15 protein-coding genes are annotated in these 18,201 nt (G+C 54.3%); 6 read left to right on the top strand and 9 right to left on the bottom strand.

All coding sequences use genetic code 11. The features are described 5' to 3' along the window. Positions 1–3: 3 nt before the first annotated feature. Positions 4–411, bottom strand: coding sequence for a hypothetical protein (locus SYN7336_RS20575; protein ID WP_017327830.1), 408 nt, complete (start codon positions 409–411; stop codon positions 4–6). 220 nt (positions 412–631) lie between these two features. Between SYN7336_RS20575 and argJ the strand changes: the two genes are divergently transcribed. After that, complete coding sequence (gene argJ / locus SYN7336_RS20570; RefSeq protein ID WP_026101189.1) at positions 632–1,861, top strand: bifunctional glutamate N-acetyltransferase/amino-acid acetyltransferase ArgJ; 1,230 nt, start codon at positions 632–634, stop codon at positions 1,859–1,861. Here the strand turns inward: argJ and SYN7336_RS20565 are convergent. Beyond that, the gene (locus tag SYN7336_RS20565) at positions 1,839–2,150 is read right to left on the bottom strand and encodes a hypothetical protein (protein WP_017327828.1); all 312 of its coding nucleotides are present in this window, start codon (positions 2,148–2,150) and stop codon (positions 1,839–1,841) included. The two genes, argJ and SYN7336_RS20565, sit on opposite strands and share 23 nt — an antisense overlap. A gap of 78 nt (positions 2,151–2,228) precedes the next feature. On the opposite strand from SYN7336_RS20565, the gene SYN7336_RS20560 reads away from it, so the two are divergent. Next, a complete protein-coding gene (locus SYN7336_RS20560) occupies positions 2,229–3,632 on the top strand; it encodes a TldD/PmbA family protein (RefSeq protein ID WP_017327827.1) in 1,404 nt (467 codons plus the stop codon). A gap of 41 nt (positions 3,633–3,673) precedes the next feature. Here SYN7336_RS20560 and SYN7336_RS20555 read toward each other — a convergent pair whose 3' ends face one another. Continuing rightward, on the bottom strand, positions 3,674–3,859 hold the full coding sequence (locus SYN7336_RS20555; protein WP_017327826.1) for a hypothetical protein: 186 nt from the start codon (positions 3,857–3,859) through the stop codon (positions 3,674–3,676). Positions 3,860–4,005: 146 nt separating this feature from the next. Here SYN7336_RS20555 and SYN7336_RS20550 point away from each other — a divergent pair, with 146 nt between their 5' ends. The 3 genes from SYN7336_RS20550 to SYN7336_RS27055 all read left to right on the top strand — a co-directional run bounded on the left by SYN7336_RS20550 (position 4,006) and on the right by SYN7336_RS27055 (position 10,220). Then, a complete protein-coding gene (locus SYN7336_RS20550) occupies positions 4,006–4,305 on the top strand; it encodes a ferredoxin (RefSeq protein WP_017327825.1) in 300 nt (99 codons plus the stop codon). 412 nt (positions 4,306–4,717) lie between these two features. Continuing rightward, the gene (gene gltB, locus SYN7336_RS20545; protein WP_017327824.1) at positions 4,718–9,301 is read left to right on the top strand and encodes a glutamate synthase large subunit; all 4,584 of its coding nucleotides are present in this window, start codon (positions 4,718–4,720) and stop codon (positions 9,299–9,301) included. Between the two features lie 175 nt (positions 9,302–9,476). Beyond that, on the top strand, positions 9,477–10,220 hold the full coding sequence (locus tag SYN7336_RS27055; RefSeq protein ID WP_038026145.1) for a hypothetical protein: 744 nt from the start codon (positions 9,477–9,479) through the stop codon (positions 10,218–10,220). Here the strand turns inward: SYN7336_RS27055 and SYN7336_RS20535 are convergent. After that, a complete protein-coding gene (locus SYN7336_RS20535) occupies positions 10,217–11,581 on the bottom strand; it encodes a histidine phosphatase family protein (RefSeq protein ID WP_017327822.1) in 1,365 nt (454 codons plus the stop codon). The two genes, SYN7336_RS27055 and SYN7336_RS20535, sit on opposite strands and share 4 nt — an antisense overlap. Positions 11,582–11,922: 341 nt before the next feature. Between SYN7336_RS20535 and SYN7336_RS27050 the strand changes: the two genes are divergently transcribed. Continuing rightward, on the top strand, positions 11,923–12,873 hold the full coding sequence (locus SYN7336_RS27050) for a calcium/sodium antiporter (protein WP_017327819.1): 951 nt from the start codon (positions 11,923–11,925) through the stop codon (positions 12,871–12,873). Here SYN7336_RS27050 and panB read toward each other — a convergent pair. The 5 genes from panB to SYN7336_RS20495 form a co-directional block, all read right to left on the bottom strand. After that, positions 12,870–13,667 (bottom strand): 3-methyl-2-oxobutanoate hydroxymethyltransferase, encoded by a 798-nt coding sequence (gene panB, locus SYN7336_RS20515; protein ID WP_017327818.1) that lies wholly within the window; start codon positions 13,665–13,667, stop codon positions 12,870–12,872. The two genes, SYN7336_RS27050 and panB, sit on opposite strands and share 4 nt — an antisense overlap. Positions 13,668–13,812: 145 nt before the next feature. Beyond that, the gene (locus tag SYN7336_RS20510; protein ID WP_156820254.1) at positions 13,813–15,642 is read right to left on the bottom strand and encodes a hypothetical protein; all 1,830 of its coding nucleotides are present in this window, start codon (positions 15,640–15,642) and stop codon (positions 13,813–13,815) included. A gap of 191 nt (positions 15,643–15,833) precedes the next feature. Continuing rightward, positions 15,834–16,829 carry a prepilin-type N-terminal cleavage/methylation domain-containing protein gene (locus SYN7336_RS20505; RefSeq protein WP_017327816.1) on the bottom strand — a complete coding sequence of 332 codons (996 nt, stop codon included), beginning with the start codon at positions 16,827–16,829 and terminating at the stop codon, positions 15,834–15,836. Positions 16,830–16,889: 60 nt separating this feature from the next. Continuing rightward, positions 16,890–17,375 carry a type II secretion system protein gene (locus SYN7336_RS20500; RefSeq protein ID WP_156820252.1) on the bottom strand — a complete coding sequence of 162 codons (486 nt, stop codon included), beginning with the start codon at positions 17,373–17,375 and terminating at the stop codon, positions 16,890–16,892. A gap of 184 nt (positions 17,376–17,559) precedes the next feature. Further along, positions 17,560–18,078, bottom strand: a complete 519-nt coding sequence (locus tag SYN7336_RS20495) for a Tfp pilus assembly protein FimT/FimU (protein ID WP_156820251.1) — start codon at positions 18,076–18,078, stop codon at positions 17,560–17,562. Between the last annotated feature and the right edge of the window lie 123 nt (positions 18,079–18,201).

Here is an 18,201-nt window from a genome sequence, read left to right as displayed (position 1 = left end):
TGGTCACTCAATATCTCTGACAGAGTTGAGTCTGGGGGTGAGGTTCATCCGGCAAGTTTTCCCATTCCCTCTGCGGCTGCAACCGTAGGTGGCGCGAATTGTGCCTTCCTCTTCCAGAACCAGCAAATATCCCTCCCGCGCCGCCACATCCCCCAACCCTTGAACCAACCGATAGCGATCGAGGTAAGGCAGGCGCTGCCAATCTTCAGACACCTGCACCCGCACCTGTCGCCCGCGAGGCGGAACCCTCCATTCCTCGACCACCCCTTGGCCGAACCGTTGGGAGGCCCAATAGAGGGAGGGCAAGTTTTCGGGAGACAATTCCTCCACAGATTGAGCCAGTACCGGCTGCGATCCGAGATTCGCCATCTGTAACAACATGACTAGCAACAGATAGGGCAAACAGTTCATCCTCCCGAGCGCTCCTCAATTTAAACATTTCGCTGGCTGTCAAGCGACGGTACGACTGCAACCCTCCCGCCAACCTCGCGCTGTCAGATTCGGCTGTTCCATTCACTCACATTGCGCGCATCCGCCTCCAGTGGGGCCTGTGGATCGATCGGTAAGCTCGAAGTCTGGGAACAGCCGCAGTTATGATGTTTTTATTTCAAGGGGTTGGGGGAGAAAGGCTGTGGGTCAGTCGTGGACGGAGATTCCAGGGGGAGTGACTGCGCCGAGGGGGTTTCGAGCGGCAGGGGCAGCAGTCGGACTGAAGCCTTCGGGGGGGCTGGATTTAGCCTTGGTGGTGTCGGAGGTGGAGGCGATCGCTGCCGGTACCTTGACTCGAAATGCAGTAAAAGCCGCTTGCGTTACCTACGATCGGGCGATTCTGGCTGCCGGCAAGCCCGTGCGGGCCATTCTTTGCAATGCGGGACAGGCCAATGCTTGCACGGGGGCAGAGGGCGATCGCGATAATGCCAAAATGGCCCAGTTGGCGGCACAAGCCCTCGGCGTTGAGCCTATGCAGGTATTTACCGCTTCCACTGGGGTGATTGGCCAGCGGATCGATCTGACTAAACTGGAGCACTCGATTCCAGCGCTAGCCGCCCGAGTAGCCTCGGATGCAGATCTGGACGGCGGAACGACCGCCGCCAAAGCGATTTTGACCACCGACTTAACCGACAAGACGGTTGCCCTCGAAGCCCAGCTCGGCGATCGCGTCATTCGCATGGGAGGCATGGCCAAAGGCTCGGGCATGATCCATCCCAATATGGCGACGATGTTGGCCTTTATCACCTGCGATGCGGCGGTAGACCCCATGACTTGGCAAACGATGGTCTCGGGGGCGGTGGATGCCAGCTTTAACCAAATCACTGTGGATTGCGATACCAGCACCAACGATATGGTCTTGGCGCTAGCCAACGGCCAGTCTGGAGGTCTGCCGATTGTTGCCGATGCACCAGAGGCTGAAGGTTTGGCAGGCATGTTGGAGGCGGTTTGCATTCACTTGGCTAAGGCGATCGCCCGCGATGGCGAAGGAGCCACAAAACTGCTGGAGGTCTGCGTGCGGGGGGCTGAGGATGTCGCCAGTGCTCGCCAGATCGCTCGCACGATCGCCAGTTCTCCCCTCGTCAAAGCCGCAGCCTATGGCAACGATCCCAATTGGGGTCGCATTGCGATGGCCGCAGGTCGAGCTGGCGTGCCTTTTGACGATCGCGCTCTCGATATCTTTCTGGGCAAGTTCCAACTGATGCAAGCGGGTAAACCCCTCCCCTTCGATCGCGCTGCGGCTTCCGACTATCTCAAAGGAGATCCAGTGGCGATCGGTGTCGATTTACATCGGGGGGAAGCGAGTGGTGTTGCTTGGGGCTGCGATCTCAGTTACGACTACGTGCGCATCAACGCGGAATACACCACTTGAGATCTGCTTTATCCTGCCGTGCTTCGTAAATGCTTTGTCCTACTTGCTTCATTTTTTCAGTCGAAGTATAGGATACAATCTCTGCCGAACTAGTGCCAACTAGAATCTCTCCCACTTTTCCCAGAGAGCCGATGAAGGGATAAGCCAGTATGACGGGCACAAGCCAGACATCCTTTGCATCACTCTGTCGAGCCAGATCGGCAGTAAAGCGATCTGGAAGGCGATCGCTCAAAAAATGATTGGCTACTGCCTGCGCCTGCTGGGCTGTTACCCGAGGTGTGGTTCTCATCTATTCTCGACTTGTCTGCAACTTTAGGCTCAGCGGTTCTATTGTAGGAAAAACTTCTGAGGATTGCCCCTTAAATCCATGAGATCCCTTACCACTTATCTCGACGGGCTCAATCGACTCGACGATCGGGTCAACCGCCATCGCGATCGCGTTGACTTCTTACTCATCCGGCTCGAAAGTGCCGACAGCACCGATATTGCCATCAAAGACGATCGCCTCGAAACCTTGTGCGAAACCCTTGTCGTCGGCGGTCACGTCCGTGCCTGCCACAAAGGGGGATGGGGCTTTGCCAGCTTCAATGACCTCGACGATCTCGATCGCCAGATCGATACTGCCATTTCTGCCGCCCGCTGGGTAGGAGACGAGACTTCTCAATTAGCGCCCATCCCCATCCACAAAACTACCCTTCCCCTCCACTTGAGTGGCACCGATCCCCGCCACGTCCCCCTAGTTCGCAAAAAACAGTTATGCGATCGCTACAACCGCCTGCTGCAACAAGGGGGAGAGGCGATCGCCTCCACCGGAGTGCGCTACAGCGACAGCACCCAGCAGGTGTGGATCGCCACCTCCGAAGGCAGCCGTATCGAACAGACCTGGACCGATCTGGAAATGCGGTTTTTCGCCACCGCCCGACAGGGGGATATCGTCCAAACGGGTCGGGAAACCACTGGCTCGCGCCAAGGGTTTGAAGATTTAGAAGGATTGGAACCACAGGTTGCAGGTGCCGCCGATCGGGCGATCGCCGCCCTAACTCTCCCCCCCGTCCGAGGGGACACCTACACTGTCGTCATCGACCCCATTCTCGCGGGTCTGTTCGTTCACGAAGCCTTCGGACATTTATCAGAAGCCGATGCTATCTACGAAAACCCCGACCTGCTCGAAGTCATGACCTTAGGTCGTCGCTTTGGCCCGGATAACCTGCAAATCTGGGATGGGGCGGCCCCCAGCGGCCATCGAGGTAGCTACGCTTACGACGACGAAGGCACCCCTGCCAGCGCCACTCAGCTGATCCGAGAGGGTTGCTTAGTCGGACGCCTGCATTCGCGCGAAACTGCCGGAGTCTTAGCAGAGACGCCCACGGGCAACAGCCGCTGTCTCGACTATCACTACGCCCCCATCGTCCGCATGACCAACACCTGGATCGATCGCGGCCAGACCCCTGTGGCCGAACTCTGGCGCGGCATCGATCGCGGCCTCTATGCTGCCAACTGGGTGGGAGGCAGTACGAATGGCGAGCTATTTACCTTCAGCGCGGGCGAAGCCCGCATGATTCGCAACGGTCAACTGGCCGAACCCGTCCGGGATGTCACGCTGTCGGGCAACGTGTTTCAAACGCTGGCGGATATCGAGGCGATTGGCGACGACTTTATCTGGGATGAATCGGGGGGCTGCGGCAAGGGGGGCCAAAATGGCTTGCCCGTGGGTGTGGGAGGTCCGAGCTTGCGCATCCGCAATGTCGCGGTGGGCGGGACCGCTCATTAATGCCCTCTCTCGATAATTTCCTCTCTCCCCAACCATTTTTTCTACTTATCCCAAAGCTTGAAGTGATAAGGCTGGGTAATCTGAAACAGGTTGATTTTCGGGAGATCGCAGGCGGCGATCGCCCTCCCCCCCTGCTTCTCACCATCCCCCGATCGCACGGGCAAAACCTTTGCCCGCAAGACATCCAGACAGAATTGAGGACCGTAGGCAATAACTCCTAGGCGCAAAGAGAGCGCTCCAGCAATCGAAAACCGGTTTTATCGCCAGCCCCGAGGTCTGAAGTGGCGAGGGCGAGGGGCTCGCAATCCGCAGGAATTCTTTAACTGAAAAGTGGCAGGATGGGTGTTGGAGTAATTTCTGGAGACTGCCATCAATGGCGACCTATAAAGTACAGCTCGTTAATGCAGCCGAAGGCATCGATGTCACGATCGATTGTCCCGACGACGAGTACATTCTCGATGTCGCTGAAGAGCAAGGCATTGACCTGCCCTTCTCCTGCCGTGCTGGCGCTTGCTCTACCTGTGCTGGCAAGCTGCAATCAGGCACCATTAACCAGGACGATCAATCCTTCTTAGACGACGACCAAATCGAAGCTGGCTACGTGCTGACCTGCGTCGCTTACGCTACCTCCGACTGCAAAATCGAAACCCACCAAGAAGAAGCTCTGTACTAAGTCTCAATATTGCAAAACTTTTAACTGCAGTTGTCTCAATGCCCCTTCCTACCCGGGAGAGGGCATTTTTGCTAGTTCTGCTGAACCTCGCTGCTCGACCGAGTACTCGCGCTGAAGCCCCCAGACCTCTCTTCTAGGGAAGCATGGCGTCTGGCTAGATCGCCAAGACGCTCGCGCATAGCTGTTTTCAACACATCGTTAAGAAATAGTTGAGTTCTTATGACTCGTTAGGTTAAGCTAATCACCCACCCTTTTTCGATCGAGCAGCATCCACTGCCTAAATGTTTTAGATTTCCTTAGCTTCTTCTCGATGGGGAACCGTCAGCCGCGCTTCAACGGCCCAACTGCTCGCCCCCATGCCGAATAGGACTTCTTAGAACGCTCTACTTTTCACTAGACACCGCGAACTACCATGAATGAATCCCCACTGCGCTGGCTTACGGAAGAACGAGATGCTTGCGGTGTTGGTTTTTTGGCAGATCGATTGGGGCGGGCAACGAATTTGCTAATCCAGCAAACGCTCAAAGCACTGACCTGCATGGAACACCGGGGTGGCTGCGGCAGTGACAGCGATAGCGGAGATGGCGCTGGTATTTTGACGGCCATCCCTTGGAACCTATTTCGAGAATGGGCTGCGATTGACAAGATCGATTTGCCTGCCCCAGAACGTACCGCAGTGGGCATGTTCTTTCTGCCCCGAGATGAGAGCCAGCGGGCTCGAGTCTGCGCCCGTATTGACGAGTCTGTAGAGCAGAGTGATTTTAACAAGATTGGCTGGCGGGATGTTCCCACTCGCCCCGATGTGCTGGGGGCTGTTGCCAAGGCCAATCAGCCGTTTATCGCTCAGCTCGTCCTCTCTCACCCCGATTTGACTGGCGATCGCTTGGAGCGCTCGCTGTATGTATTGCGCCGTCAACTGACAAAGCAGGTGGCAAGCCAGTTCGGTCCCGAAGCTTTTTACGCCGCGTCTCTATCCAGCCGCACCATTGTTTATAAAGGCATGGTGCGATCGGCTGTGTTGGGCCAGTTCTATCTCGACCTGCAGAACCCCCTATTCATCAGTCCCTTTGCCACCTTCCACCGCCGCTTCAGCACCAATACTTACCCCCGCTGGCCGCTGGCTCAGCCCATGCGCTACTTAGCCCACAACGGTGAAATTAATACCTTTTTGGGCAATGCGAACTGGTTGGCGGCTCGCGAAAGCAGCCTGAGCGCTCCACAGCTAGAGGGGATTGTCGAGGAAATCAAGCCCATTGTGGCTGAGGGATCTAGCGATTCTGGGGCGCTGGATAATGCTTTGGAGTTGATGGTCCGGGCCGGACACCCCACGACCCAAGCCATGATGGTGTTGGTGCCGGAAGCCTATTGCAACCAGCCCGAACTGAATGGCCATCCCGAAATTGCTGACTTCTACGAGTTTTTTGGCGGAATACAAGAGCCTTGGGACGGTCCTGCCCTGATTGTGTTTAGTGATGGGACGACAGTCGGGGCTGCGCTCGATCGCAACGGGCTGCGCCCCGCCCGCTATGTGATTACCTGCGACGGCCTGATTTTGGTGGGGTCGGAAGCAGGCGTTGTCGAGATTGCTGAAGATAGTATTGTCGAGAAAGGTCGCCTCGGCCCCGGTCAGATGTTGGCGGTGGATCTTTCCAGCAACCAAGTACTGAAAAATTGGGACATCAAACAGCAGGTGGCGGCGCAGCATCCCTACGGTCAGTGGCTGCAAGAGTATCGGGTCGAACTGCAGTCCGCAGGGTTTGCGCCTGCAGCCGAACTGTCCGAACGGGAGCTCGTGCAAATGCAGACGGCCTTTGGCTTCTCGCTAGAAGATGTGGAGATGATCGTCGAAGCGATGGCGGCCAAAGGCAAAGAGCCCATCTTCTGCATGGGTGACGATGCGCCTCTGGCGATTCTTTCCCAACGTCCGCACCCCCTCTACGACTATTTCAAACAGCGGTTTGCCCAAGTCACGAACCCCCCCATCGACCCCCTGCGGGAAAGTCTGGTGATGTCCCTCGATGTGTATTTGGGTCGGAAGGGCAATCTGCTCGATCCGCAACCCCAGGCTGCTCGCCTACTGCATCTCAAGAGCCCGGTCATTAACGAAGCAGAGTTGCAGTCGCTCTCCAGCAGGGGATTCGCCACTGCAAAGCTGCCGATGGTGTTTGCGATCGCCGATGGCCCGACAGGATTGGAAAGAGCGGTGAAATCCCTCTGCGAGCGGGCGGAGGCCGCCGTGCGAGCGGGGGTCGAGATCCTGCATTTGAGCGATCGCGATCTGGATGCCGAACATGCCTTTATTCCTCCACTGCTGGCGGTTGGAGCCATCCACCACCACTTAATTCGCGCTGGCTTGCGGCTGCAAGCCTCGATTGTGGTGGAAACTGCCCAGTGTTGGAGCACCCATCACTACGCCTGCCTAATTGGCTACGGTGCCAGTGCTGTCTGTCCCTATCTGGCCTTCGAGACGGTGCGTCAGTGGTGGGGCAAAACGAAAACCCAAACCCAAATGTCAGAAGGCAAGCTAGAGCCGCAAACGCTTGAAGAGGTGCAGTTGCAATATCGGGCGGCAGTGGATCTGGGTTTGCTGAAAATTTTGTCGAAAATGGGCATCTCCCTGCTGACTAGCTATCAAGGGGCACAAATCTTCGAGGCGATTGGGCTCGATCGCAAGCTGGTCGATTTGGCCTTCTGCGGCACGGTCTCCCGCGTGGGGGGGCTGACCTTGCAGGATTTGGCTCAGGAGGTGATTGATTTCCACCAGCGGGCCTTCCCCGAGTTGCGGGGCAGCAAGCTAGAAAACTACGGCTTTATTCAATCGCGGCCTCGGGGAGAGCATCATATCAATAGCCCCTTGATGGCCAAGAAACTGCACAAAGCATTGCAGTCCGGCGAACCCGATCTGTACGAGATCTACCGCGCCAGCATTGCCGAACGCCCCCCCACAGCCCTGCGAGACTTATTGGAGTTCGACAGCGATCGCGAGTCCATCTCCATCGACGAGGTGGAGCCAGTTGAAGAGATCTTCAAGCGGTTTGCCACGGGCGGTATGTCGTTGGGTGCCCTCAGTCGAGAGGCCCACGAAACCTTGGCGATCGCCATGAACCGGATTGGCGGCAAGTCGAACTCGGGCGAAGGGGGGGAAGATCCCAGCCGCTTTATCGCCATTACTGATGTCAGCGCCGATGGGCGATCGACCGGTTTTCCCCATCTGAAAGGATTGCAGTCGGGGGACAGTGTCAGCTCTGCCATCAAGCAGGTGGCCTCGGGACGCTTTGGCGTCACCCCCGAATATCTGCTCAGTGCCCGACAAATTGAGATTAAAGTGGCTCAAGGGGCAAAACCCGGCGAAGGCGGTCAACTTCCCGGCCACAAGGTCAGTCCTTATATTGCCGGTCTGCGCCGCTCTAAACCTGGCGTCCCGCTAATTTCTCCTCCTCCCCATCACGATATTTATTCGATTGAAGATTTGGCTCAGCTGATCTTCGACCTGCACCAAATCAATCCCACCGCCAAGGTTTCTGTCAAATTGGTGGCAGAAATTGGTATTGGCACTGTTGCTGCAGGGGTGGCGAAAGCGAATGCCGACATCATCCAAATTTCCGGCCACGACGGCGGCACTGGAGCCTCCCCCCTCAGCTCGATCAAACACGCTGGCGGTCCTTGGGAATTGGGCATTACAGAGGTTCACCGCGCTCTGATGGATAACGGTTTGCGCGATCGTTCGATCTTGCGGGTGGATGGCGGCATTCGCAGCGGCTGGGAAGTGGTCGTGGCAGCTATGTTAGGAGCCGAGGAATTTGGCTTCGGGACTGTCGCGATGATTGCGACCGGCTGCATTATGGCCCGCGTCTGCCACACCAACAATTGCCCGGTGGGCGTCACGACCCAGCAGGAACGGCTGCGCAAGCGCTTCTCTGGCGTCCCTGGCGATGTGGTGACCTTCTTCACGTTTGTGGCCGAAGAGGTGCGTCAGATTTTGGCCCGCCTGGGCTATCGCTCCCTCAAACAAGTCATTGGCCGCGCCGATCTATTGAGCGCCCGCCAACAGGTTCGGCTCTCTAAAGTGAATGCACTCGATCTCGGTTGTTTGCTGAATCTGCCCGATACTCGGGACGACCGCAGTTGGTTGGATCGGGAAGACGTACACAGTAATGGGGCGGTGCTCGATGACGAGCTCTTGGAAAACCCCGAACTCAAGGTGGCGATCGAGCGCGTTGGCACCGCTCGCATCTATTCTCCAATCGCCAACACCGATCGCACGGTGGGCGCGCGCATTGCCGGTCAAATTGCCAAGCGCTACGGCAACGATAACTTTGCAGCCAAAGGTGGCCGCATTCACCTCCATTTCAGTGGCAGTGCCGGTCAGAGTTTTGGTGCCTTCACTTTGCCCGGGATGAGTTTGACGCTGGAGGGGGAGGCCAACGATTATGTCGGCAAAGGCATGAACGGTGGCGAGATCGCCATCCGCCCTCCCGTTTCTGCCCATCGCCCCCCAGAAGGCAACGTCATTATCGGCAACACCTGTCTGTATGGTGCAACAGGCGGTATTTTGCTGGCTAGCGGGCGGGCGGGCGAGCGCTTTGCCGTACGTAACTCGCAAGGAACTGCCGCGATCGAAGGGGCAGGAGATCACTGCTGCGAGTACATGACCGGCGGTCGCGTGGTTGTACTGGGCAAGGTGGGTCGCAATGTCGGTGCCGGGATGACGGGCGGTTTGGCTTACTTCCTCGACGAGGAAGGCAATTTTCCTGCCAAGGTGAATGGGGAGATCGTGCGCATTCAGCGGGTGCAAACCCCTGCGGCTGAAGCTGAGTTGCGGGATTTGATTGCCCTGCACCGCGATCGCACTGGCAGTCCTAAGGCAGCGCGCATTCTAGAAAATTGGGATGAGTACCTGCCTCAATTCTGGCAAGTGATTCCTCCCTCGGAAGACAATACCGAACTCACCCATTTACCCGCAGTTGCAGAAACGGCAGCGGTTCCTCAAGCTTAGATTTCCAGCTGAGGCTGGGTTGGAGGAATTGATTGCCCAACAGGGCGATCGCACTGTCAGTCTTTAGAGCGAGTCATTTGTAATGCGCGAGTGATGCTTTGGGGACAAAACAGAGATGGATCTTTGTGCCAGATAGGGTAGCTTGGCAACAATAGCACTCTAGATTGGCACTGCCATGACGAGATTGACTCAAAAACTGACATGTCTCTGTGCCCTCTTCGCCATCTCCACTTGGACCTTCTCCGCAAGCGCAGGAGCAACCGAATCTGACCTGTTGGAGCGGCTTGAATGCACTCAGCCAGGATTAGCGGAGTGTGTTGCCGCCAGCTCCGCCCCAATTGTTTTACCGGTAGTGTTTCATCTCAGCGGTTCCCAACGCTGGCAATCTCCCCACAGTCTGGTGGAAGTGATAGCCGAAACTCAGCGAATTTTGGACCAAGCCAAGATCGAGATTCAGCCCATCTTTGCTCAGTCCGAGCGGGAAACCGAGCATATTGATGTATACCTGGTACCGTTCATTCGGCGTTGGGGTCGCAGCTTGAATGGGGTGAGTTTTCGCCGGGGCGCTAGAGAAGTATTTGTGCGCGATGATGTCGCTTTGCACAAAGTTGACGATCGCCGTCCGCCAGCCCCTCTCTCGCTGCCACGGTATTGGCCGGGGGAGGTTTCGCATGACAGGATTGCGATCGATCGCGATCGTGTCGAGCAAGCCCGCACGATCGCCCACGAAATCGGCCATCAATTGGGGCTGGTCCACGTCCGGGACCCCAACAACTTACAAGCCAGCGGGACAACGGGCTGGATTTTAACCGATCGACAAATACAAACGATGCGGCAGTTTGCTAGGCAGAGAGGTAGCACAATAGCGCTCTCAGCCAGTTCATCAGTCAGGACTGATGCATCCCCCCATCGCTTCTAGAGTGCTCCCGCTGCCGTACAATCCAGCACCCCACCAATGTGACTGGTGATGTTGACAGCCCGCAAAACAGGGGCCCCGTTAGGACCGTAAGGGTAGTCGATCGCGCTCACGGCACCGTTCCCCTGCTTAAAAAACCAAAACGCCTCTGGCCCCAACCCCATCAAGCCGGACAAAATTCCCTTATTCACCGCATCGTGAGCCACCACTAGTGCCGTTGCGGTCTCGCTGTGCGCTCTAACCTGCTCCACCAGCTGCTGCCAAGCTGAGAGCGAGCGATCCCAGACCTGCTGCAGGTTTTCCCCCTCCGGCATCTGTACCTTTGCGGGGGTGGTTTGCCAAATGGGCAACTGGCCGGGAAAGTTAGCCTCGATCTCCTGTTCGAGCAAACCTTCCCAGAGCCCGTGGCTAATTTCTTGCAGAGCCTCCACCGGCTGCAGTTCTAGGGGGGTCGTTTGGGCACTGAGGTTTTCTTCGAGAACGATCTCAGCCGTCCTCCAGGGCCGCTTCAGGGGGCTGGAGAACGCCAAGTCTAAGGGTTGTTCCCGCAAGAAAGCCGCCGCCTGACGAGCCTGCAATTCGCCATTGTCGTTGAGGGGAATATCCCGCTGGCCCTGGAAGCGCTTTTGCCGATTCCATTCCGTTTCGCCGTGGCGTACCAATAATAGCCGGATGCCTCCTTTCGTGGGGGGCAGACAGTCGCCTAGATGACCGGTGAGATTGAGAGATTCCACCTGCGCTGTCGAGCCTAGGCCGTTGGCGAAGTTGAGCACGCTGATGGAGCAGTTATTCATGCCCAATTGGGCATAGGCGGTTTCGTCAAGGCCCAAGGCGGTTGCAATGAGAGCGCGATTGATACCGCTGTGGCCAACGACCAAAAAACTCTTGGGTTCGTCGCTGCCGATCGCTGTAGAGAGCGTACTCCACTCCCTAGATTGCAACAGTTGCCAAAACTCTCGTGCCTGCTGCCACAGATCGCGCAGGGGATAGCGATCGCCCAGGCGCAAGTCTTGGGGACGGCTGCGCCACAGTTGATAATCTGCGGGAAAGCGATCGCGAACGTCGTCAAACCTCAGTCCTTCCCAGTCATACAGCGCGATCTCGCGCAATAAAGGAGTGTCTTCAATCTGTAGGGGGGCAGATAGCGCAGTGGCAATGACATCGGTTGTCTGGCGAGCCCGCTGCAAAGGACTGGAAAAACAAGCTGAAAACGGAATCTCCCGCAGTGCCCGACCGACGCAATCGGCTTGCTCGCGGCCCCGCTGCGTCAGGACAGATCGATCGAGTCGCCCCTGAAAGCGTTGCTCGAGGTTGTACGTACTCTCCCCATGCCTCACAATGACGACGCGAATGGATTCCCCCATTGTTGCTCAACCCCAAAAACCAAGCAGATTGTATCCTGTCACCTGGACCAGCCGCTGTCGCGATTGCAGAAAAATCGCAGATCGAGGGGAGCGAGGGCGAGTGATGGGGTTGAATGTGAGCCTTTTCTCATTGCACTTGGCGATCGCTCGGGCTGAAATAGAGCTGAGAGCAATCAGCTATCTCGACTGGCGGCAGCGAGCGTATCAGAATCTCCAAAACAAATTTTGGGGGAAGCTGCGGTGCGGGACTATTGTTGTCGATCGCAAATAAGTGCTTGTGAGTTGTATCCGTTACCAATCAAGATAGAGATCGTTGGCACAAAAGTCTGGATGAAATTGCAGTGAGCATTCTGTGGGTGGCGATTGGCTTTGCTCTCTTGGTGGCGGGAGGGGAAGGGGTCGTGCGGGGTGCTGCTAGTTTGGCGCGCAAACTCTCGATTTCGCCCCTGATCATTGGGTTGACGGTGGTGGCCTTTGGCACTTCTTCGCCCGAACTAGGGGTCAGTATTTTGGCAGGACTGCAGGGGAAAGACGAGTTGGCGATCGCCAATGTCGTGGGCAGCAATATTTTTAATGTGCTCGTGGCGATCGGTGTCCCCGCTGCCATTACATCCATCAAAACCTCCATGAGTTTGCTATCGCGAGAATTACCAATTCTATTTACCGTGACCATCGTGGCGACGGCTCTGGCACGGATCGGCAACCAACTCAATCGCCCCGAAGCCGCTGTCTTGTGTTTGGGACTGATCTCGTTTATTAGCTATAGCTACTGGGCCGCCCGCGCCGAACCCGACCAAATTGTCGAGGAATACGACGAAGGCATTGGCCCCGAAACCCCCACGGGGCGATCGCTATTCATGGTGGCAGGAGGAATAGTTCTCTTAATGCTGGGGGCTCGTTTGGTGGTATTGGGAGCTTCGACGATCGCCGCCGCCTTGGGGGTGTCCCAAACCATTATTGGCTTGACCGTGGTGGCGACAGGAACCTCCTTGCCGGAGTTGATGACTTCAACGGTAGCAGCGATCAAAGGGGAGGGCGATATTGCGATCGGCAATGCTCTGGGCAGTAATATTTTTAATCTCTTGGGGATTTTGGGCATCGCCGGACTGATTCACCCCCTACAGGTGGCCCCCGATCTGGCCCGGTTTGATTTGCCCTGGATGGTGCTCACCACATTGCTGTTATTCCCTCTGGTCATGACCAACAAGCAAATTTCCCGCCTGGAAGGAACGGTCATGATTTTGCTGTATGTGGGATATGCCCTGTGGCTGATCGTGCGGGCTTTCGCTTAAGACTCGCGATCCCCTAGCGGAAACTGGCCCGTTCTGACCTCATCGCAAAATTGGGCGATCGCCTCAGCGACGATCTCTCGCAGGTTGACATAGGATTTGGCAAAGGGGGGCATGCGTTCGGTTAAGCCCAAGAGGTCGTGAGTTACTAAAATTTGGCCGTCACACCCCTCACCAGCACCGATACCGAAGGTCGGCACCACCAGTTGTTCGGAGATCGATCGGGCTAGATCTGCCGGGATATGTTCCAGAACGAGAGCAAAGATGCCGGCTTGCTGCAAGTCTTTAGCTTCGTGCAGGAGGCGATCGGCCGCCTCGCGAGTGGTGCCTTGTTGCCGAAAGCCACCCATTTGATGCACCGCCTGTGGCGTCAAGCCAATATGGCCCATGACCGGGATTCCCGCCTCTACTAACGCCGCCACAGTCTCCGCCATTGCCGGATAGCCCCCTTCCAGCTTGACGGCGGCAGCCCCTGCTTCTTTGAGCAATCGTCCTGCTGAATATAGGGCCTGTTCGCGGCTGACTTGGTAGGTCAAAAATGGCAGATCGGCCACTAAAAAGGCCCGCTCGACCGCCCGCTCGACTGCAGCACAGTGGTGGATTAATTCATCTAGTGTCAGCGGCAGAGTATTGGCATATCCCAATGCCGTCATGGCCAGACTGTCTCCCACCAACACGAGATCGATCTCGCTCCGATCGAGGAGCTGGGCGATCGTGTAGTCGGCTGCTGTCAAAGCAACTAGCCGCCGCCGAGCCTGTTTGGACTGCACAAAATGGTGAATCTGAATTTTGGCCATTGCACTGTTGCATCACCGTCTCGATCCTACTCGCATCGCACGCTCTTAAAAGATTGGGGTCAGCCAAAGCGTGTGATGCCTTGCATTGTGTAACGTCGGGATCGTCAAGCTCTTTGTAGGGATACTCGCACAAAAGCTCTCCTGACTAGCGATCGAAATCTCGTACAAAAAGCTCCTGCCTCAAGTAAGCTACCGACGGAGTCATCGGGGGCAGTTGAGTGGGATCTCTAAATCTAGTATCGAACGACCAGTTCCGAATCGGTTGCTGATAATACCAGAGAGAACCTTGTGTTTGCCGCCACGTACCATCAACGTGGTCGGGCTGTTTCAAACTGACGAAGGAAGTGAGAAGGGTCAGAGTCGCATCTGTCTCTATGGTATTGGAATTGCTATCCCAAACTTCGTGGAACCGGGGTAGGTTGTGCATGCCGCCGTTATAAGTTCCAGTATTCAATCCTCCTTCACCCCCGCCCGTACTCGTTGTGCCCGTGAGAATCGCTGTATGGATGGTTGTACTGGTTGCCAAGCGCTCTTCCCATGGACAGTTAGCATCGTTAGATGCCGTACAGGCCAAGCCAGTACCTGAATCATTAAAACCGTCTCCATCATTATCAAAATCACTCCAAGCATTGGACAGAACGTTGAGGGAGTCGGAGATGACGGCAGCAGGAATCCAATCGTTGGCTAATGCTGGAGAGTTGTAGTCTCCCTGGATGTAGACAGCTTGATCGGTAACCACCGTTAGCCCCTCAGGGGTAGGAGCACCAGCATTCGTACTGAGTAAAGTATCTCCGTTTAAGAGTCTCGTGCCGTAGTTATTAGCAGTATCGGAGTCGGGGCCGAGTACTGACAGGTAGAAAACTAACCCGTTCTGCGTATTGTCATCGAGGGAAAATCCAAAACTGCCAGTATTGTCGTCTATGCAGTTCAGTAACTCCACCATATCGATGTCGAGCATCTCAATCGCTGTATTTTCGCGCAGATTGAAGAAAGTTTCGTCGGCATGCATTGCCGCTGCATCGCACGCACCGCCATCGAGCAAGTTTGATAGAACAGTGTTAACCGTTCCACTCGGGTTTCTAACTTCAATTGTGGGAGTCGCGCCATTCAGATCCAACACCAGTCTTAAATCCGCTAAATCCCAATAAGGATTGCCCGCACCAACTTCAAATGTCTCGGCATCGGGAATATCTAATTCCTCCAATCCGAGCTGAATGCGATCGCCCCAAGCTTCGAGATCGGTCTGAGTGAATGGTGTATGGCTGTTACACGCGAGGGTGGCAGTTGTAGTGCCACTGGAGTTAGTGGCAATTGCAACCGAATTGTTATTGCAATTAAAGTTGTGCTTTCGACCTCTATAGAAATTTGATGCAGCCCCGTTATAATGTCCGATTGTTAGCTGACCTAAAAGTGTCAGTGTATCGCCCCCTTGGGCATTGAGAAATACATTACCATTCGAATGGATTGGGCCATTCAAGGTCATATCGGATCCAGGCGTAATCTCGAGATCTTTATCGTAGAACGCCATAAACTGAAACATCGGAACCCTTCGACTCCGAAAAATCATGCCCAGGATTGCTTGGGGCCGATTCGCATCCAAACGATACGATGTCGCTGACGACATATAGCGAAACTCTTGTGCGTCCAAACCTTCAAAGGGATCGCCATCGGGAATCGTTACATTTGTAAATTCAATAAAGGCAAGACCGGTATCCACCGAATAGTCTTGAAAGGAGTAAGTATCGCATTGAAAATCTCCAGTACCAGTATTGCCGTTGCGACAGGGATACGAACCATCACTGATATCTGGGGACGTCCCGCTCGGGGTATTGAAATCATCAAATAGAGCGCGAATATTGCTAGCTCGCAAGTTCAATCCCGCTTCAGCGGCAAAGAAACCTGAGCTGCCCTCTTCTGCACTTCCTGCGGTGAGTGCTTCGTATTTTGTAATCGTGGCATATGCAGCAAGAATCATCGATAGAACAACCGCAACACTCATCGCTAGCATCAGTGCATAGCCACGATCGCGCCGCCTGGGTCGGCTCAAAATTGATAGTAAATACTTGGCTATGGAAACTGACTGTTGTTGGGATTTCATATTTTTTCCTATTACTTCATAGCGCGGAGAGTACCGAAGAAAGGGCAAGTTTCACTTGCAGTCAATGGTTAATTTAAGATAAAAGATAGGACGTTCCTTGGCAAGAAACTTGACGTCAATGTCTGCTCGATAGATTCAGTGGCAGAATAAGAAGTTTCGCCAGAAAGCGTGACATCGACTGAGGCAATTTTCGACCAATTATCCCCCGGACTGAACTGATTCACGACAGTACCGTCTTGCATCGTGACTGTAACCTGAAAGTCAGTAACGTTACCAGCCACGGGCTGAACGCCGCTAGTCTCCTCTGTATCAGTTATTTCGAGGACTAAATTGTTGCCATCGAGATAAAATTTTCGCTCTTCTAACAAAGCTAAAGAAGGTAGTTCGGTACCGCCAGTCGAATAGCTATTCGTCCAACCACTGGTGGTGCTGGTAATGGAGTAAGTCGATGGAGTGTCTGGATTTGCCGGAGTAGATTCAGGATTTCTGACCTCACCGGAATAAATAAAATACTCCCCATCGATAGGGCTATTATCGACATCAAAAATGAATGCTCTTGCTTGGTTTCCAGACAGGCTCGAACGCAGGTTTTGCCAGGCATAGATGTTATCCGGCCAAATTTCTGTCGGGTCTGCATCGCGAGCGACACGACTGCACTCATCTTGGACTGGGTTGGGAATTGCGATCGCAATATTGCTCGTGCCATTCGAAACATTAATGCATACGGGTAGAATCGTGTCTTCTAGACCGCGACGAAGTGTTAGTGTATCTCCATTCATCGGATCGTTTTGCACGATTAACACGGGAAAGTTGCGATCGGTGATATACTCACCCGCTTGTCGAATGTCGGAACCAATGATGTCTAGCGATGTTCTGAGATTTTGATTGGTATTGATTCTGGCATTGTCTTTCACGTAGAGATTTCGATTGAAAAAGACAACTGTAAATGCAAGACCCAGGGTAGTTGAAGCGACAACCAAACCCACTAACAATTCCACCAGAGTGTAGCCACTTTGCAGCAGAGTTTGCTTTGCAATCGGAGCTAATTTAGAGAGCGACTTCATATTCTTCAAACTCAAAGTACAACCAAGCATTCTTAAAAGTGAGTCGTGAGCTGAAGTGGTTTACAAATCTCGCAGATCGGAAAACACTGTTTCAGTCGAGAAAACAACATCGAGCCCGCCATTACCATTGTTATCCAAAACATCTATCAAGATGTGGCGAGTTTTAGGTTCGCTAGCACTGCAATAACTGGGATTGACATTAGGGCAATAAGTAACAATGACAGACCCCTGCTGTTGTAAATTCGCGTTGAAGTCTACGCATACGTAGTTATTATCTGGGTTGCAGATTTGGCGATCGCCGCCATTGGGTAAGTTTTCAACTGTTGCGAGACGCAGTCTATCCAAAACTTGCCGCGCAGATGCAACGGCATCGCCACTCAGTTCAGACTTTCGATTTTGCAGGGAAAATACCATAAATCCATTCGATACTCCAGTTAATGCGAGTAGCAGAATGACTGTGGCAACCATCACTTCTACCAAGCTAGAACCGCGTCTAGCTCGCTGGCTCTGTAGATATAACTGGTTGAATTTAGCTTTAGAAAACACGGTTGATTACCTTTTTATCCTCGAGGAACGATCGCTCCAAGTGAGACCGATCTCTATTTTCGTACTAATCATTTGAAATTTCACCGAACTGTTATTCGGCATTGAAAAACATGTACTTGAAGAAACGTGCATATGCTCCTAGGTTTATTGCAGGATGAATGTCAACTTCATTGCGCGAACAACCTCAATCTGAGTACACGGCTTCAACCGAGCCCCCCAAAAAGACAATAATCTCTGCTGTTCCTCCTCCTGATTCAGAATTAGTCAGAACAATCGGACTATCTCCCGCAGGCAGAGTACTCACAGTTCCTCTGCTGTTGAAGCAAAGTGTCCAACCTGTCGTGACACTGACAGGGTTGCTCAAGTCGATCGTTAGCTGATTGTCATTGGTCCAATCAGCTGAGTCAGCATCGCAAGAGATCGCATATTGAGCGGAAATTTGCGTTCCCGAAGTGGGTAAGAGGCGGTAAGCCGAGGTTGAAGACATCGCGCGGGCGCGAGCCAGCTTAAACTGGCTCGTCATTTCGCGGGCAGAAGCCTCCAGCGGGTTCCGCAGGTTATACATGCTGAAGCCCGCGATAGCGGTCGTAATACTGACGATTGCTGCAACTGCCATCAGTTCCAACATCGTTACTCCCCTACCTTCGCTAGATTTCCAGCGACAAGCGGAAGGCAACTTACACCGTTTGAAAACAGTTAACATGAGAAACTCTCAGTCCCTAAGTTCGTGGGCGAGCCATTTGAGATGGCGGATGGCGATAACAAAGCTCTAGGGGAGAGACGGTGCATCATATTTAACTTTTTGGCCATTGAGCTATTCCACCCC

The sequence above is a fragment of the Synechococcus sp. PCC 7336 genome (genome assembly GCF_000332275.1).
Taxonomy (GTDB): Bacteria; Cyanobacteriota; Cyanobacteriia; order Thermostichales; family PCC-7336; genus PCC-7336.
Note: the sequence above shows the minus strand (reverse complement) of the source record. Positions and strands in the feature narration are given on the sequence as shown.

What these genes read in the sequence shown, in the direction of transcription:
- SYN7336_RS20510 (WP_156820254.1), bottom strand. Translation starts at nt 15,642, where the DNA reads ATGATTCTTGCTGCATATGCCACGATTACAAAATACGAAGCACTCACC.
- panB (WP_017327818.1), bottom strand. Translation starts at nt 13,667, where the DNA reads ATGGCCAAAATTCAGATTCACCATTTTGTGCAGTCCAAACAGGCTCGG.
- SYN7336_RS20550 (WP_017327825.1), top strand. Translation starts at nt 4,006, where the DNA reads ATGGCGACCTATAAAGTACAGCTCGTTAATGCAGCCGAAGGCATCGAT.
- SYN7336_RS20565 (WP_017327828.1), bottom strand. Translation starts at nt 2,150, where the DNA reads ATGAGAACCACACCTCGGGTAACAGCCCAGCAGGCGCAGGCAGTAGCC.
- SYN7336_RS20560 (WP_017327827.1), top strand. Translation starts at nt 2,229, where the DNA reads ATGAGATCCCTTACCACTTATCTCGACGGGCTCAATCGACTCGACGAT.
- SYN7336_RS20505 (WP_017327816.1), bottom strand. Translation starts at nt 16,829, where the DNA reads ATGAAGTCGCTCTCTAAATTAGCTCCGATTGCAAAGCAAACTCTGCTG.
- gltB (WP_017327824.1), top strand. Translation starts at nt 4,718, where the DNA reads ATGAATGAATCCCCACTGCGCTGGCTTACGGAAGAACGAGATGCTTGC.
- SYN7336_RS20495 (WP_156820251.1), bottom strand. Translation starts at nt 18,078, where the DNA reads ATGTTAACTGTTTTCAAACGGTGTAAGTTGCCTTCCGCTTGTCGCTGG.
- SYN7336_RS20535 (WP_017327822.1), bottom strand. Translation starts at nt 11,581, where the DNA reads ATGGGGGAATCCATTCGCGTCGTCATTGTGAGGCATGGGGAGAGTACG.
- SYN7336_RS20575 (WP_017327830.1), bottom strand. Translation starts at nt 411, where the DNA reads ATGAACTGTTTGCCCTATCTGTTGCTAGTCATGTTGTTACAGATGGCG.
- SYN7336_RS27055 (WP_038026145.1), top strand. Translation starts at nt 9,477, where the DNA reads ATGACGAGATTGACTCAAAAACTGACATGTCTCTGTGCCCTCTTCGCC.